Genomic DNA, 16586 nt, shown 5'->3' with positions numbered 1-16586 from the left:
ATGCTTGATAGTATTTACTCTGCCATAGACGCCCTCTCCGTTCTTGCGCCATTCGCTATTCCTTTAGCCGTTATTTTGGGATTGCTGATTGGCAGCTTTCTGAACGTTGTCATTTATCGCACGCCGATAATGATGGAACGCGAATGGACACAATTTTCTAAAGAACATTTGGGCATCGAGCTGACAGACGAAGAAAAACAGCCATTTAATCTGCGCAAACCGGATTCACGCTGCCCAAAATGCAAAAGTCCAGTCAAACTTTGGCAAAACATCCCCATCCTCAGCTATGTTTTACTAGGCGGGAAATGCCACTCCTGCAAAACCGCTATCGGCATACGCTATCCGCTGATTGAGCTGCTGACAGGCGTCTTATTCGGTATTGTCGCGTGGCAATACGGCTGGTCATGGGCGACTATTGGCGGATTCATTCTGACTGCCATATTGATTGCGCTGACCTTTATCGATGCAGATACACAATATTTACCCGACAGCCTGACTCAGCCCCTAATTTGGATTGGCCTGCTGTTTAATCTGAATGACACATTCGTGCCCCTACATTCAGCCGTTTGGGGCGCAATCGCAGGCTATATGAGCCTTTATACTTTATGCACCGTCTATAAACTTCTGACCGGTAAAATCGGCATGGGCAATGGCGACTTCAAACTTTTGGCCGCACTCGGGGCATGGCTGGGCGTAGGAATTTTGCCTGTTCTGATCTTCATGGCTGCCTTAGTCGGACTGATGGGCGCACTCATTGCCCGCGTCGGTAAAGGTCAATATTTTGCTTTTGGTCCCAGCCTTGCTGTGGCAGGATGGATTATTTTGGTTGCCAATGCACCTATTACCCAACTGGTACAATGGTGGCTCGTACAATCAGGATTCCGATAATGACATTATGGATAGGCTTGACCGGCGGTATCGGTAGCGGCAAATCATCTATCGCCCAAATGTTTTCCGAACTTGGCGTACCCATTATCGATGCCGATGCCATCAGCCGCTCATTGACCGCTGAAAACGGCGAAGCCCTTCCTTCCATCCGCGAGTTTTTTGGCGATGAGTTTTTTGATCATGAAGGCCGTCTGAATCGTATGGCTTTACGAGAAGAAGTTTTCAGACGGCCTCAATCCAAAAAACAACTGGAAAACCTGCTTCTGCCATTAATCTTAAACAAAATCCAACAGCAGAAACAACAACTTGCTTCCTCCACCTACGGAATTGTCGATGTACCGCTTTTAATTGAGAATCCGGCATTTAAAGCGGAGGCCGACCGTATTTTGGTTGTAGATGTTCCAGAGTTCGTCCAAATCGAACGCGTACATCAACGCAATGGTTTTTCAGAAGAACAAACGCGTCAAATCATGGCCACCCAAGCTTCTCGATGTGACAGACTGCTGCATGCCGATGATGTATTGGACAATACCCATAGCATGGAAGAAGCAAAAATCAAGGTTGCCCGTTTGCATCAATACTATCAGTCCATTGCACAAACTCTGAAAGAAACTGTATGACCGCTCCTGTTGTAAAATGTCCAACCTGCCACAAAGAAGTCGTTTGGAACACCGACAGCCCCTACCGCCCTTTCTGCAGCAAACGGTGTAAACTCATTGATTTAGGCGAATGGGCGCAAGAAAAATACACCGTTTCTTCGGAAGACGACCCCTTTTCAGACCTATTGGACGGCAAATAAACTGCGCCGCTTCCTTCAGCCTATCCAAAACAGGCTCAAAACAGTAAAATACCCTCTTTATTCCAATCTATTCCATCCACCATGCTCACCTTCCAACAAATTATTTTCAAATTACAAAACTACTGGGCAGACAAAGGCTGCACCGTTATCCAACCTTTCGATATGGAAGTCGGTGCCGGTACTTCCCATCCCGCCACTTGTCTGCGCGCCTTAGGCCCGGAGCCTTGGTTTGCCGCTTACGTTCAACCCAGCCGCCGCCCCAAAGACGGCCGCTATGGCGACAACCCCAACCGCCTGCAACACTACTATCAATTCCAAGTTGCGCTCAAACCTGCACCGGCCAATATTCAAGACCTCTACCTCGACTCCCTGCGTGAATTGGGTATCGACCCTAAAGTACACGACATCCGCTTTGTCGAAGACGACTGGGAAAACCCTACTCTCGGCGCTTGGGGCTTGGGTTGGGAAGTTTGGCTCAACGGCATGGAAGTAACCCAATTCACCTACTTCCAACAAGTCGGCGGTATCGACTGCTCCCCCGTACTCGGCGAAATCACCTACGGTATCGAGCGTCTCGCCATGTATCTGCAAGGCGTGGAAAACGTGTACGACCTTGTTTGGGCAAAAACCCTTGATGGCAACATCGTCACTTACGGTGACGTTTATCATCAAAACGAAGTCGAACAATCCACCTACAACTTCGAATACAGCGATGCCGATTGGCTCTTGCGCCAATTCAACGACTATGAAGAACAAGCCAAACGCCTGCTTGCAGTTGAAGACACCAGTCTTGCCCTGCCTGCTTATGAGCTTGTACTCAAAGCCGGCCATACGTTCAACCTCTTGGATGCACGCGGCGCCATTTCCGTTACCGAACGCGCAACCTACATCGGCCGTATTCGTGCGCTGAGCCGTATCGTTGCTCAAAAATTCGTTGAAAGCCGCGAGAAACTGGGCTTCCCATTGCTTAAAAACCAATAAGTCCGCACATACTTACCACGCCGCCCTTTGATGCATTCAAGTGGCGGCGTTTCTATTTTCAGACGACCTTAACGTCGATGCCATCGCAAACACTTCCTGCCTGCTTTCAGGTAAAATAAGCCCTTTATTACATAAACCGTCTGAAAACATGAGTTCATCCTCTTCTGCAAAAACGCCCTTTTTCTTACTTTCCCTCGTTGCCATCATTCTTGACCAACTGAGCAAATGGGAAATCTTGAAACACTTTACCGAAGGCGAACGCCTCAATATCATTCCAGACTTTTTTGACCTGACGCTTGCCTATAATCTAGGCGCGGCATTCAGCTTTTTGGCCGACCAAGGCGGCTGGCAAAAATTCTTCTTTTTAGGTCTGGCCGTCGTCATCAGCCTGTATTTGGCCCGTGCCATCTGGCGCGATGAGTTTGGACGCTGGGGCAAACTAGGGGCAGCCATGATTATCGGTGGCGCAATTGGCAATGTGGTTGACCGTCTGATTCACGGCCACGTTGTCGATTTTCTGCTTTTCTATTGGCAAAACTGGTTCTATCCCGCATTTAACATTGCCGACAGCTTTATCTGCGTTGGCGCAGTTTGCTTGGTAATAGACGGTTTGCTGCACAAAAAAACACCTTCAAACGACACAAAGGCCGTCTGAAAACGGAACACACATGACTCAAAAAACCATTATCCTTGCCAATCCACGCGGCTTCTGTGCCGGTGTTGACCGTGCCATCAGCATTGTTGAACGTGCACTCGAAGAGTTCGGCGCGCCCATTTACGTCCGCCATGAAGTCGTTCACAACAAATTCGTCGTGGATAATCTTCGGGCAAAAGGTGCCGTATTTGTCGATGACTTGGCGGATGTCCCAAAGGGCGCCACACTGATTTACTCTGCTCACGGCGTATCCAAAGCCGTACAGGAAGAAGCGGCACAACGTGGTTTCCGCGTTTTTGATGCTACCTGCCCTCTGGTAACCAAAGTTCATAAAGAAGTAGCCCGCCTCGATGAGCAAGATTACGAAATCATTATGATCGGCCACAAAGGCCACGTCGAAGTGGAAGGTACGATGGGACAATTGCCTCCGGGCAAAATGTTTCTGGTTGAGACAGTGGAAGATGTAGCCGGACTGAACGTCAAAAATCCTGACAAACTGGCCTACGTCAGCCAAACCACTTTATCGGTAGACGAAACCAAAGACATTATTGCAGCTTTGAATCAACGCTTCCCCAATATCCGCAATCCGCACAAAGAAGACATTTGCTACGCTACAACCAATCGCCAAACTGCTGTTAAAGAATTAGCCGAAGAATGCGATCTCGTGATTGTTGTCGGCTCGCCCAATTCTTCCAACAGCAACCGCTTGCGTGAAGTAGCCGCATTGCGCGGAGTTGATGCCTATATGGTCGATAATGCTACCTATCTGAAAAAAGAATGGTTTGAAAACAAAACCAAGGTCGGTGTCACTGCCGGGGCATCTGCGCCTGAAGTCTTGGTCAGAGAAGTATTACAAACTATTCAAGACTGGGGACACGAGACCATACGCGAAGGTGAAGGCGCAGAAGAAAGCATTGTATTTGTCTTGCCCAAAGAATTGCGTCGTGAGGGCGAAAACAAACAAATTCTCAATAAAGGGTAAGTTTGTTATTTGCTTTATTTGAACTTAAGGCCGTCTGAAAATTTTCAGACGGCCTTAAGTATATTTTACTAATAAAAAAGACCCGCCTTAAAGGCAGGTCTTTTCATACATGATCCTGATTATTTATCAGAAGTATGTTGCTGACGGCGCAAGATAGCAGGAATTTCAAAGTCATCCAGCACAGACTGGTTGCTGAAATCAGCCGCAGTCAGGTTCATAGAACGGATATTGCGGTTAGTACGAACCAGGCTTTCAGCATTGCTTTGGCTTTGAGCTTGGGGCGCTTCTTCCGCACCGCGTACCAATTGTTGGGTACGGGCAGCAGCACGCAGTTGGTTGTCAGTACCGTTTTCTTTCAAGCCGGTAGCAATGATGGTAATACGGATAGCGTCTTCGCTCATACTCTCGTCTTCGGCAGCACCAAATTTGCATTCCACTTCAGGGTGTGCATTTTGGTTGACGATACGCATAATCTCGTTAAACTCAGACATTTTCAGGCAGCCAGGAGCAGTGGTAATGTTTACCAATACACCGCGTGCGCCATCTAAAGTAACGTTATCCAAGAGCGGGCTGGAGATAGCTTGATCGGTAGCCAAACGGGCACGGTCGATACCTTGCGCGAAACCTGAACCCATCATGGCGATACCGCGATTGCTCATCACGGTTTTCACGTCGGCGAAGTCCAAGTTGATCATGTCGCTCGGGCAAGTAACCACTTCGGAAATACCGGCAACCGCGTCACGCAGTACATTGTCTGCCGCACGGAAAGCTTCACGCATGGTCACGTCTTCGCCCAAGGCAGTCATCAATTTGTCGTTCGGGATAATGATCAGGGAATCGACGCGCTCTTTGAGTTGATCCAAACCTGCTTGAGCGATATGTACGCGTTTGCCTTCGTAAGCAAACGGACGAGTCACAACCGCAACGGTCAGGATACCCATTTCTTTAGCGATTTCAGCCACAACAGGAGCAGAGCCGGTACCTGTACCACCACCCATACCGGTAGTGATGAACAGCATGTTTGCACCGCGGATGGCATCTTCGATGGCTTCGCGATCTTCTTGAGCAGCGGCGCGACCGATTTCAGGATTTGCACCGGCACCCAAACCGCGAGTCAGGTTTGTACCCAATTGAATGCGTTTAGCCGCATTGTTTTTAGCCAATGATTGCGCATCGGTATTGGCACTGATGAACTCAACACCATGAATGGTGTTGGCAACCATGTTGTTGATGGCATTACAGCCACCGCCACCCAAACCGATAACTTTAATAACAGCAGGGCTCGTTGCTGATTCTGCTACGTCGTAAACAAATTCCATTCAATAATCCTCCGCGCCCCGCTTTATTAAGGACGGTTCAAAAATAACTCATTATCCGTATTATATAAGAAGTATCCAGATACTGGCAAAAATCTTCTTACCATTCGGCTGTCAGCGTTATATTTTTACTACATTTTTTAACAGAAAATATACAAGTTTTAAATTATTCACTTAGCAATTATTTAAAACCGTTTAATCTCACTTAAATATTCAGGACAAACGGTTGCTACACCGCCTGCCCTGAAAACTTTTATCAGAAATTGTCTTTAACGAATTTCATCAGTCTTGCCCACAGACTGATTTTTTCAGCCTGATCATGAACCACAATGGCACCTGTCACCGGCGCGCCGTCTTCCTCTCCTCTTGCAGCCTGCAAAAGACCGATGGCGGTTGAATAGCGTGGATTGCGGATACGCTCAGATACACCGCCCATTTCTTGTGGAACACCGATACGCGCTGGCAGATTGAAGACTTCTTCCGCCAACTCAACAATACCGGTCAACATAGAAGCACCACCGGTCAAAACGATACCGGAAGTCAGCACTTCTTCAGGGAAACCGGAGCGGCGCAATTCGTTCAGCGTCAATTCCAAAATTTCTTCTACGCGCGGGCCGATGATTTCAGCCAATACACGGCGTGAAATTTGACGTGATTGACGGTCGCCAACGCTAGGAACTTCAATCATTTCATCCAAGCCGTCCATAGTCGGAATCGCAGCACCGTAATGGATTTTGATGTACTCAGCTGCACTGTGCGGCGTACGCAAGGCTTGTGCCAAGTCTTTGGTAATCAAATCGCCGGCAACGGGAATCACCGCAGTATGGCGAATTGCGCCATTGGTATAAACCGCGATGTCGGTTGTACCGCCACCGATATCGATAACGCACACGCCCAAATCTTTTTCGTCTTCAGTCAAAACGGCGTGACCGCTTGCCAAAGGCTGAAGCATGATTTGATCCATTTGCAGGCCACAACGTTGGATACATTTTTGGATATTTTGCAAAGCAGTGTTCGCACCGGTAATGATGTGTACACGGGTATCCAAACGCACGCCGCTCATGCCGATAGGCTCTTTCACACCAGGTTGGTTGTCGATGATGTACTCTTGAACCACGGTATGCAAGATGTTGTGATCAGGCGGAATATTGATGGCTTTGGCCGTTTCGATGGCACGATCGATATCGGCTTGCGATACTTCGCCATCTTTAATTTTGACCACGCCTTGTGAATTCAGGCTGCGGATATGGTTACCGGCAATACCGGTAACGACGTGGGAAATTTTGGTATCTGCCATCAGCTCGGCATCTTCTACCGCCTGACGAATGGCTTGCGCAGTGGCGTCAATGTTGGTCACCATACCTGCACGCAGGCCGCGTGAAGGGCTTTGACCCAAGCCAACAATGTGGATTTCGTTATCTTCCCGAATCTCACCGATTAAGGCGATGACCTTGGACGTACCAATGTCTAAGGCACTGATATATTTATTTTGTTGTTGTTCCATAATTGCTCGTTCGCTATGTTGTCTGACTGACGGTTTGATTATTTTTGAAACAAGATTGCTTCACGTCTAATCGGCTATTCACTGTCGGAAGGGTTTTCAGGCGGCCTGTAACGGACTGAAAAACCATCCTTATAACGCATATCGACATACTCGATACGACTTTGTTTTTTACGCAGCAGCGATGGCCAAATCTGGGCAAACTGCTGCAAACGTTTGATTTCGTTTTCACGCCCCAAGCGCACGGTAATGCCATTGTTCAATACAAGCAGCCATGCCGAACGCGGCGTGTAGATCAATTCTTTGATGGTCAGTTTCAACGGGCTCAAAATACCGGAAAAGTCCGCATAATGTTTGACCATGTCTTTGCCTGTCCCCTGCTGCCCTTCAAATATAGGCAGGTCCTGTTTCAGGCTTGCAGCAAACACATTACCCTTACTGTCCACCAAGCCGCCAGCGCGCCAGTGTGCAACCGGCACACGCTCGGTCAGGATAATTTCCACGGTTTCCGGAAAACGGCGGCGTACCATTGCCGAGTCAATCCAAGGCAATTCCTGAAAAGCGGCCTGCGCCGAATCAATATCGGCGCGGAACATATTACCCCTGATATGCTCTCGTGCAACGGTTTGCAATTCTTTGCCGGAAGCATATTTCAGCTTGCCCTGAATGGCAATCTGTTTCACCGGGAAATATTTGGAATTGTAAAGCCAAGCTATGCCCGAACCTATCAACAGAAAGGTCATCAGCACCAATAGCCGGCGGGTCAGCCGACCCAGTGCGCCTGCATCATCCCACATGAGCGGTCTTCAAAATCTCAATACATAAATCAGCAAAATCTACGCCGGTATGGCCTGCAGATTTTGGCACTAAACTGTGGCTGGTCATACCAGGCAAGGTATTGATTTCCAAGAGATACAGTTTACCGTCCGTATCTTTCAGAAAGTCCACGCGCGAACAGCCGTCCGCACCAATCGCCTGCGCGCCACGCACAGCCAGTTCGCGCATCAGGTTTTCCTCCGCCTCGCTCAAATCTTCCGACGGGCATTGATAAACCGTATCGTCGCGGTTGTATTTGGCTTCGTAGTCGTAAAACTCGGTAGCCGGAATAATATGAATGCTCGGTAGGCCTTTGCCGTTCAATACCGGGCAAGAATACTCGCCACCGCCGATAAAGCGTTCGGCAATAATTTCACCCTGCAAATGTTTCAATTCTTCGTAAACGCTTTTCAGACGGCCTTTTTCTTTGACTTTTACCACACCGACGCTACTGCCTTCCGCGGCGGGTTTCACAAACATCGGCAGGCCCAATTTTTCTTCAACGGCATCAAAGTCGCTGTCGTCATGCAATACGGCAAACTCAGGAACAGGCAAGCCTACAGCCTGCCAAATCAGTTTGCAGCGGTATTTGTCCATACCCAGCGCGGAAGCAGCCACCCCGCTGCCGGTGTAAGGAATACCCATCAGCTCCAACGCGCCTTGAATCGCGCCATCTTCGCCGAAAGTGCCGTGCAGAATATTGAAGGCCGTCTGAAAACCTTGTGTTTTCAATTCAGACAACGGGGTTTCTTTGGGGTCGAACGCATGGACATCGATGCCTTTGCTTTTCAAGGCAGCCAAAATAGCGGCGCCACTGTCCAGCGAAACTTCGCGCTCGCTGGAGAAGCCGCCCATCAACACGGCCACTTTGCCAAAATTCTGCATAATTTCCACTTTCTTAAATACTGATACAGGCCGTCTGAATATTGTTCAGACGACCTATCTGTCCTCAAAGGCAAATATGCCTGTTTATTATGATTGTTTTGACAATTCCACCAATGCAGACGGAACGCGGTTGATGCTGCCGGCACCCATATTCAACACAACATCGCCGTCCTGCAAAACATTCAGCAGCATTTGCGGCAAGTCGGCAACGTTTTCGCAGTAAATAGGCTCAAGTTTGCCCAATACGCGGATGGCGCGCGCCAAGGCGCGGGAATCGGCCGCGGCAATCGGCTCTTCGCCTGCGGCATAAACTTCGGTCAACACCAAAGCATCAACGGTATTGAGGACTTTGGTAAAGTCTTCAAACAAATCGCGTGTACGGGTATAGCGGTGCGGTTGGAAAGCCAAGACCAAGCGTTTTTCAGGGTATGCACCGCGTGCGGCGGAAAGGGTTGCTTCCATTTCGACAGGATGGTGGCCATAATCGTCCACCAGCAAAGCGGTTCCGCCGTTTGGTAATTTAATGTCGCCATATTTTTGGAAGCGGCGGCCGACACCTTCAAAGCCGAGCAAGCCTTTTTGGATCGCTTCAACCGATGCGCCAACTTCCAGCGCAACGCCGATAGCCGCCAACGCATTGAGGACGTTGTGGCGGCCGGGCATATTCAAAACAACTTCAAACGGCTCTTGCTCATGTCCTTTCATTTGGACATGAACGGTAAATTTCATTTGCGCGCCGATGTTTTCAATATCGGTTGCATAGATATCGGCAGTATCGTCCAAGCCGTAAGTCGCGTAAGGCTTGCTCACTTTGGGCAAAATCGCGCGGACGTGTTCGCTGTCGATACACAAGAAGGCCTTACCGTAAAACGGCATACGGTGGATGAAATCCACAAACGCCTGATGCAGTTTCTCAACACTGTGGCCGTAAGTGTCCATGTGGTCTTCATCGATATTGGTCACGACGGACATAATCGGGGTCAGGTGCAGGAAAGAGGCATCAGATTCGTCGGCTTCGGCAACGATGTATTCGCCTTTACCCAAACGGGCGTTGGTACCTGCTGCGTTGAGCTTGCCGCCGATAACGAAAGTCGGATCGAGTCCTGCCGCGCCGAGAATAGAAGCGGTCAGGCTGGTGGTTGTGGTTTTACCGTGCGTACCGGCAATGGCGATACCATCGCGGAAGCGCATCAATTCTGCCAACATCAACGCGCGCGGAATCACGGGAATCTGCTGTTCCAACGCGGCAACAACTTCCGGATTATCTTTTTTGACCGCAGTAGAGGTAACGACCACGTCGGCACCATTGACGTGTTCGGCAGTATGACCTGGGTAAACTTGGATGCCGAGAGCGCTCAAATGCTCAGTAACGGCATTACGCGCCTGATCCGAACCGGAAACTTTAAAGCCCAAATTGTGTAAAACTTCGGCAATACCGCTCATGCCGACGCCGCCGATTCCGACAAAATGGATGTTGGTCACTCGATTTTTCATCATAACGTTGCGTTCCGGTTGGTTTTTAGTGCGTAAAGGCGTTATTTTAAAGGGCTATCCGCTTCTGCGCTATGCTTTTATTGTAAAGGAATTTTAACAAAAGCAATAAAGGCCGTCTGAAACGCCGTTAATTAACTTTTCAGACGGCCTTGAACAAAGTCTGCCTGCTTATTCGGTACAAGATATGGCAATTTCCGCCACATCGTCCGCACTGTGCGGTAACGCCAAGGTACGGGCATTTTTCGCCCATTTCAGGCATTTTTCACGGTTTAATCCACCGAGGATTTCGGCCAGTTTTTCTGCCGTCAGTTGAGTTTGCGGCAGCAGCAAACCGGCTTCGGCCTGCACCATAAAACGCGCATTGGCTGTTTGGTGGTCATCTACCGCATGCGGATACGGCACCAGCAATGCACCCAAACCAGCAGCCGTCAGCTCGGCAATCGTCAGCGCACCGGCACGGCAAATCACCAAGTCGGCATCGCGGTAGGCGGATACCATATCGGTAATAAATTCCACGCACTCGGCTTGCACACCTAATGCATCGTAATCCGCCTGCAGGTTGCCCAATTTATTGCGGCCGGACTGATGATACATTTGCGGACGGGCAGCCTCAGGCAATAATGCCAAAGCTTGCGGAACGGTTTTGTTCAACACATCCGCACCCAAACTGCCGCCCACCACCAAAACTTTCAGACGGCCTTGACGGTTTTCAAAGCGTTCTTCAGGAACAGGCAATGCCGCAATATCGGCACGGACAGGGTTACCCACCAATCCGCCTTCATGTTGAAAGGCTTTCGGGAAAGCATACAGAACACGTTTTGCCCAACGCGACAGTTGGCGGTTGGACAAACCGGCTACGGCGTTTTGCTCATGAATCACAATCGGCACACCGGAAATTTTTGCCGCCAAGCCGCCGGGGAAAGTAACGAAACCGCCAAAACCGATAACGCACTCGACACGGTGTTTCTTAATAATCTGCTGCGCCGCGCGGACAGTTTTATACAGCGTAAACGGCAACATCAGCTTGCGCTTGATGCCATTGCCGCGTATACCTTTAATGGCCAGCGTTTCCAAGCGTATGCCGTATTGCGGCACGATACGCTCTTCCATCGAATCCTGACTGCCCAGCCAAATCACATGATGGCCGCGCTTTTGCAGCGACTCAGCAACCGCCAATGCAGGGAAAATATGGCCGCCCGTACCGCCGGCCATCAGCATAAAAGTTTTACCGCTCATGGTTTTACTCCACCGAATAACCGCGCATTTTTTGGCGGTTTTCATAATCAATGCGCAATAACAAAGTAATGCACACCAGCATGATAAAGACAGCCGAACCACCGTAAGACATAAACGGCAAAGTCAGGCCTTTAGTAGGCAGGATACCGATGTTTACACCGATATTGAAGAAACTTTGAATACCAATCCAAATACCGATACCGTTAGCAATATACGCGCTGAACATCAAGCCCGAATCACGCGCCTGCTTGCCGATGGAAAACGCACGCCACACCAGCCAGCCATAGCAGAACACCAAAACCAGCATCCCGAAAAAGCCGAATTCCTCGCCGATGACGGCAAAAATAAAGTCCGTATGCGCTTCAGGCAGATAGAAACGTTTTTCCAAACTTGCGCCCAAGCCCTCGCCAAACCAGCCGCCGCGCGCAATCGCCATCAAGGAATGGGTCAGCTGATAGCCTTTACCCAAAGGATCGCTCCAAGGGTCCAAAAACGCCGCCACACGTGCCATACGGTAGGGCGCGGCCAAAATCAGCAAGCCCATACCGCTCACAACGGTTGCCACCAATACAGCAAAATACTTCCACGGGAAGCCTGCCAAAAACAGCATACCCATGGTGATCACGACAATCACGACAAACGAGCCAAAGTCCGGCTGACCCATAATCAAAACCAAACCGACCGCCACCAACATAATCGGCAGAATCAAGGTCTTAAACTTACGGAAGCGTTCCTTTACCCTTACCCAAGCTTCACTTTTAAAGGGGCTGCACACCAAATCGCCAATACCGGTAAACAAAGACGACCAACCCAAAGAATCCAAATCACGCAACATTTCTTCACGACGCGTAAACAGGCTGGACAAATACAAGACCGTCGCCAATTTGAAAAATTCAGTCGGTTGCAAGTTGAGCGGCCCGATATGAATCCAGCGCGTCGCGCCGTTAATCTCGCGGCCGACAAACAAAACCAGCAACAACAGCAAACCCGAAACAGCAAAATAAAACGGAATAATCCGCCGCCAGAAACTCATCTTCAGCAGGAAAAGCGGCAAGCATATGGCCACCGTAAACAGGATAAACATTGCCTGCTTAGACACAAAAGAAAACTGGCTGCCCCCTTCCGATGCCGCATACGCAATCGAAGCCGAATAAATCATAATCAGGCTGAAGACCGTCATTAAGACGACCATCCACAAGAGAGAAACATCAAACTTCCGACCATCGCGCGCAATCGGCCGGTCAAGCATTTTGGAAAGACTAATCATGAAAACATCCGTAACGGCTTGAATAAAATATTCAGACGGCCTGCAAATGGGCAAGAGGCCGTCTGAAAAAATGAATTAACGTTATTTTAAAGGTTTATTTCCAAACCAACAATTCAGATTCTTTAAAGATGTCAGATTCCGACATTCTTTGCGCCCTCCCCTACCCTTTGATATCGGCAAAAGGCCGTCTGAAAACGCTTTTATGTTTTCAGACGGCCTTGTATAAATCTTTTCTTCAGGGAAATAGGCTACTTTTTATCCCATGCAAACCCTAAGCCAACTGCGGTATTTCCGCCCACGGCTGTATCTGTTCCAACTGCGCGGCGAGGCTAAGCAGCGTGTCTTCGCGCCCGTGTGCGGCGGCGAACTGGGTACCGACAGGCAGCCCGTTATGCCGGTAAAGCGGCACGCTCATGGCGGGGTTGCCGCTCATGTTCAGCGGCGACGTATAACCGACGTATTGCAGCGTCGTGGCGGCTTCTTTTTCCAAAAACGGGTTGTTTTTCAACAGAAAACCCAAACGCAGCGTGCCGAACAGCAGGCGCATGGCTTTTTGCGCGGCGGGTGGCGGCATCATCTCGCCGATTTTCGGCGTGGTGCGCGGGCAGACGGGCGTCATCAACACGTCGTAGCGCGTAAAAAATGCTTTGGCGGCACGTTCCTGCGCCAACATCACGTCGCGCGCCCAAGCCATTTCGCCCGCGCTGATTTGCCGCCCCTGCACAATCATTGCCCACGTTGTCGGCTCAAGCAGGCGGTGCGGCAGTTTTTGTCCGGTTTCGTATTGATATTGGTAGAACAGTTTTGCCGTTTCACCCATGACGATGATGCGGGCGGCTCGGTTTAATTGTTCGGGCGGCACAAAATCGGGCGTGGCTTCTTCCAATTCGTGTCCCGTGTCTTGCATCAGTTTCAAACTATGGGCGAACGCGGCTTCCGTGCCTTCGTCGTTACCGCCGCCAAACCATGTCTGTTTCCAAAAAGCGATTTTCAGACGACCTGTTTCTAGTTTCAGGCTGTCTGCAAAACCGTTTTCGGGCGGCGGCGGGCAGGCATACAGGGCGCGGGCTTGGGTTTGGGCGGCGATGTCCAGCAAAACCGCGCTGTCGCGCACGCTGCGGGTCAACACATGGTCGCATACCAAACCTTGCCATGCCTCCGATGCGTTCGGCGCGTAACTGCTGCGGCCGCGCGTGGGTTTCAGCCCGAACACGCCGCAGTTGTGCGCGGGTAAGCGAATGGAGCCGCCACCGTCGCTGCCGTGCGCTGCGGGTACGACGCCCGAAGCCACTGCCGCCGCCGCGCCTCCGCTGCTGCCGCCCGCGGTGTAATCCAAATGCCACGGATTGCGCGTGATGCCGTAAATTTCGGTTTCGGTAACGGGATACGCGCCCCATTCGGGCGTAGTGGTTTTGCCGAACACGCGCAGCCCCGCATCGAGATAGGCTTGGGTCAAATCGCTGTTTTGTTTGGCAATGTAATGCTGCATCATACGCGAACCCGACCATGTCGGCGCGCCTTCCCAATCCGCCAGCAAGTCTTTGAGCAAAAACGGTACGCCCGCCAGCGGCGTATCGGCATTTTCAGACGACCCCTGCCACGCCGCCGCGCGTTCGCGCAAATCGTGCGCCAACAGATTGAGCTTGGGATTGACTTCGTCCAAGCGGTTTAAAGCAGCCTGCAACACTTCATCGGCGGAGACTTCTTTTTTACGGATCAGCTCTGCCAAACCGACGGCATCGTAACGGATGTAGTCTTGAAAATTCATGGGTTTTCCTTTCGGATTGATAAACACACGTTTTGTCGGTCAGGCATAGCTGCCCTCCGCCTCGCTGTTTGCCCGCATAGGCAAATTTTAAGAAACAGTAACACCGGATAAAGGCAAGGAACAAGTTTACCGTTGCTGCAAAAAGGTCGTCTGAAACTGCCTTAACGTTTTCAGACGACCTTTGAGACAATGACACACATGGTTTACGGTAAAACCAACCCTCTTTTCATCTTTCAGACGGCCTTACAAAGCTTTGAACGCTTCGATAAACACTTCCGAACGGTGCGCATAGCCTTTAAACATATCAAAGCTCGCACAAGCCGGGCTGAGCAACACGATATCGCCCGCTTCGGCTTGGGCATATGCCGTCTGAACCGCTTCTTCCAAAGTGGCGCAGTCGGTCATATTCAGACCGCAGCCGTCCAAATCGCGGCGGATTTGCGGCGCATCGACACCGATCAGGAACACGCTTTTTGCCTTGCCGACAAGCGCGTCGCGCAGGGGCGTGAAGTCCTGCCCTTTGCCCATACCGCCCAAAATCACGAAGAGCGGATTTTGCAAACCGGCAATCGCGGCGGCGGTCGCGCCGACGTTCGTGCCTTTGCTGTCGTCGATAAACACCACGCCGTTTTTCTCGCCGATTTTTTCGACGCGGTGCGGCAAGCCTTGGAAGGTTTTAACGTGTTCGAACAATACTTCGCGCGGCAAACCGACGGCCTCGCACAAAGCCACGGCAGCCATAACGTTGGCGGCGTTGTGCAAACCTTGCAACGGGATGTCTTGCGTAGCAATCAAATCTTCATCGCCTTGTTTCAGTTGGCCTGTCTCGCGTTCCAACCAAAAATCAGCTTCGTGTTCCAACGAAAACCATTTCACCTCGCGCCCTGCCCGCTTCATGGCGCGGCAGAACACGTCGTCTGAATTCAAAACCTGCACGCCATCGCCTCGGAAAATCTTATCCTTGGTATGCGCGTAGTCGAGCAAGTCGTCGTAGCGGTCGAGATGGTCTTCAGAAATGTTCAGCACCGTCGCCGCAGTCGGGCGCAGGCTTTCGGTATTTTCCAGTTGGAAGCTGGAAAGCTCCAACACCCACACGTCCGCCTTTTTGCCTTCGCGCTGCAATTCCGCCTCCAAAACCGGCGTACCGATATTGCCCGCGATAACGGTATCCAGCCCGCACTTGATGCAGAGATAGCCGACCAAGCTCGTAACCGTGGTTTTGCCGTTGCTGCCGGTAATCGCGATTACCTTATCACCGCGGCGGTTCACAATATCCGCCAACAATTCAATGTCGCCCAACACGCGCCCGCCGTTTTGCTTGAACGCCTCAATATCCGGCTGCCGTTCGCTGATGCCGGGACTGAGCGCCAGAATATCGAAACCATTATCCAACGCATCTTTCAGACGGCCCGTGTAAAACACCAGCCCATCAAACATCTTCCCGATTTGCGACACGCGCTCGGCTTTCAGATCCGCATCATACGCAGCCACCTCCGCACCGTTTTTGCGCAGATAGGCAATCATGGAAATACCCGTGCCGCCAAGTCCGGCGACAAGGATTTTTTTGTTTTGAAAAGTCATTTTGGTTTTGTCCTAAAACAAATCATATTGAGCAGGGGGATGTCCGCTTCTGCTCAAGTCGCTTTCATACGGCATCGCGAGCTGTTCAATGACCCGCCTTCAGGCGTTGGTAAATGTCGCAGCCGTCTTGGTCTCCGTTTTGACAAGCCTTACCAAACCATTCTTGAGCGAGCGCAAGGTCTTGGCGCACGCCGCGTCCTTCGGCATACATCACACCCAAATTGAATTGGGCACCAGCATGTCCTTGTTCTGCAGCCCTACGACACCACTGCACCGCCTGTGTATAGTCTTGACGGACTCCTTGCCCGTTGGCATACATCAGACCCAAATTAACTTGGGCATCGGCATCCCCTTGTTCTGCAGCCCTACGATACCACTGCACTGCCTGTGCATAGTCTTGACGGACGCCTTGCCCTT

General features: G+C 50.6%; 16 protein-coding genes. 6 read left to right on the top strand and 10 right to left on the bottom strand.

All coding sequences use genetic code 11. The features are described 5' to 3' along the window. The 6 genes from HMPREF2606_RS03730 (at position 1) to ispH (ending at position 4305) form a co-directional block, all read left to right on the top strand. Entirely contained in the window at positions 1–888 is an 888-nt protein-coding gene (locus HMPREF2606_RS03730) for a prepilin peptidase (protein ID WP_070843322.1), read from the top strand. Continuing rightward, on the top strand, positions 888–1508 hold the full coding sequence (coaE, locus tag HMPREF2606_RS03725; RefSeq protein WP_070843321.1) for a dephospho-CoA kinase: 621 nt from the start codon (positions 888–890) through the stop codon (positions 1506–1508). Before HMPREF2606_RS03730 ends, coaE begins: the two co-directional genes overlap by 1 nt. Further along, a complete protein-coding gene (gene yacG, locus HMPREF2606_RS03720; protein ID WP_003682475.1) occupies positions 1505–1687 on the top strand; it encodes a DNA gyrase inhibitor YacG in 183 nt (60 codons plus the stop codon). Before coaE ends, yacG begins: the two co-directional genes overlap by 4 nt. 81 nt (positions 1688–1768) lie before the next feature. Next, positions 1769–2668, top strand: coding sequence for a glycine--tRNA ligase subunit alpha (glyQ, locus tag HMPREF2606_RS03715; RefSeq protein WP_003685919.1), 900 nt, complete (start codon positions 1769–1771; stop codon positions 2666–2668). A gap of 148 nt (positions 2669–2816) precedes the next feature. Continuing rightward, positions 2817–3323: a signal peptidase II gene (gene lspA / locus HMPREF2606_RS03710; protein WP_070712121.1), complete on the top strand. Its 507-nt coding sequence runs from the start codon at positions 2817–2819 to the stop codon at positions 3321–3323. Between the two features lie 13 nt (positions 3324–3336). Further along, on the top strand, positions 3337–4305 hold the full coding sequence (gene ispH / locus HMPREF2606_RS03705) for a 4-hydroxy-3-methylbut-2-enyl diphosphate reductase (RefSeq protein ID WP_070712120.1): 969 nt from the start codon (positions 3337–3339) through the stop codon (positions 4303–4305). A gap of 119 nt (positions 4306–4424) precedes the next feature. Here ispH and ftsZ read toward each other — a convergent pair whose 3' ends face one another. The 10 genes from ftsZ to HMPREF2606_RS11250 all read right to left on the bottom strand — a co-directional run. Continuing rightward, positions 4425–5624 carry a cell division protein FtsZ gene (gene ftsZ / locus HMPREF2606_RS03700; RefSeq protein WP_070585169.1) on the bottom strand — a complete coding sequence of 400 codons (1200 nt, stop codon included), beginning with the start codon at positions 5622–5624 and terminating at the stop codon, positions 4425–4427. 253 nt (positions 5625–5877) lie between these two features. Next, positions 5878–7125 (bottom strand): cell division protein FtsA, encoded by a 1248-nt coding sequence (gene ftsA, locus HMPREF2606_RS03695; RefSeq protein ID WP_070585172.1) that lies wholly within the window; start codon positions 7123–7125, stop codon positions 5878–5880. A gap of 74 nt (positions 7126–7199) precedes the next feature. Continuing rightward, positions 7200–7919, bottom strand: coding sequence for a cell division protein FtsQ/DivIB (locus tag HMPREF2606_RS03690; protein WP_070585175.1), 720 nt, complete (start codon positions 7917–7919; stop codon positions 7200–7202). Further along, positions 7909–8823, bottom strand: a complete 915-nt coding sequence (locus HMPREF2606_RS03685; protein ID WP_070712119.1) for a D-alanine--D-alanine ligase — start codon at positions 8821–8823, stop codon at positions 7909–7911. The genes HMPREF2606_RS03690 and HMPREF2606_RS03685 overlap by 11 nt, the downstream gene beginning before the upstream one ends. Before the next feature lie 87 nt (positions 8824–8910). After that, complete coding sequence (gene murC / locus HMPREF2606_RS03680; RefSeq protein WP_070585180.1) at positions 8911–10320, bottom strand: UDP-N-acetylmuramate--L-alanine ligase; 1410 nt, start codon at positions 10318–10320, stop codon at positions 8911–8913. Positions 10321–10485: 165 nt separating this feature from the next. Continuing rightward, on the bottom strand, positions 10486–11553 hold the full coding sequence (gene murG / locus HMPREF2606_RS03675) for an undecaprenyldiphospho-muramoylpentapeptide beta-N-acetylglucosaminyltransferase (RefSeq protein WP_063076124.1): 1068 nt from the start codon (positions 11551–11553) through the stop codon (positions 10486–10488). 4 nt (positions 11554–11557) lie between these two features. Next, on the bottom strand, positions 11558–12820 hold the full coding sequence (locus tag HMPREF2606_RS03670) for an FtsW/RodA/SpoVE family cell cycle protein (protein ID WP_070712118.1): 1263 nt from the start codon (positions 12818–12820) through the stop codon (positions 11558–11560). Between the two features lie 271 nt (positions 12821–13091). Next, positions 13092–14588, bottom strand: coding sequence for an amidase (locus tag HMPREF2606_RS03665; RefSeq protein ID WP_070712117.1), 1497 nt, complete (start codon positions 14586–14588; stop codon positions 13092–13094). 243 nt (positions 14589–14831) lie between these two features. Further along, positions 14832–16169 (bottom strand): UDP-N-acetylmuramoyl-L-alanine--D-glutamate ligase, encoded by a 1338-nt coding sequence (gene murD / locus HMPREF2606_RS03660; protein ID WP_070843320.1) that lies wholly within the window; start codon positions 16167–16169, stop codon positions 14832–14834. Positions 16170–16254: 85 nt separating this feature from the next. Further along, positions 16255–16586: tetratricopeptide repeat protein (locus HMPREF2606_RS11250; protein WP_283122338.1), on the bottom strand; the 332-nt coding region annotated here is incomplete at its 5' end.

Origin of the sequence: Neisseria sp. HMSC070H10 (genome assembly GCF_001837635.1) — a bacterium.
GTDB classification, from domain to species: domain Bacteria; phylum Pseudomonadota; class Gammaproteobacteria; order Burkholderiales; family Neisseriaceae; genus Neisseria; species Neisseria subflava_A.
This window is presented reverse-complemented; position numbering and strand designations above follow the sequence as displayed.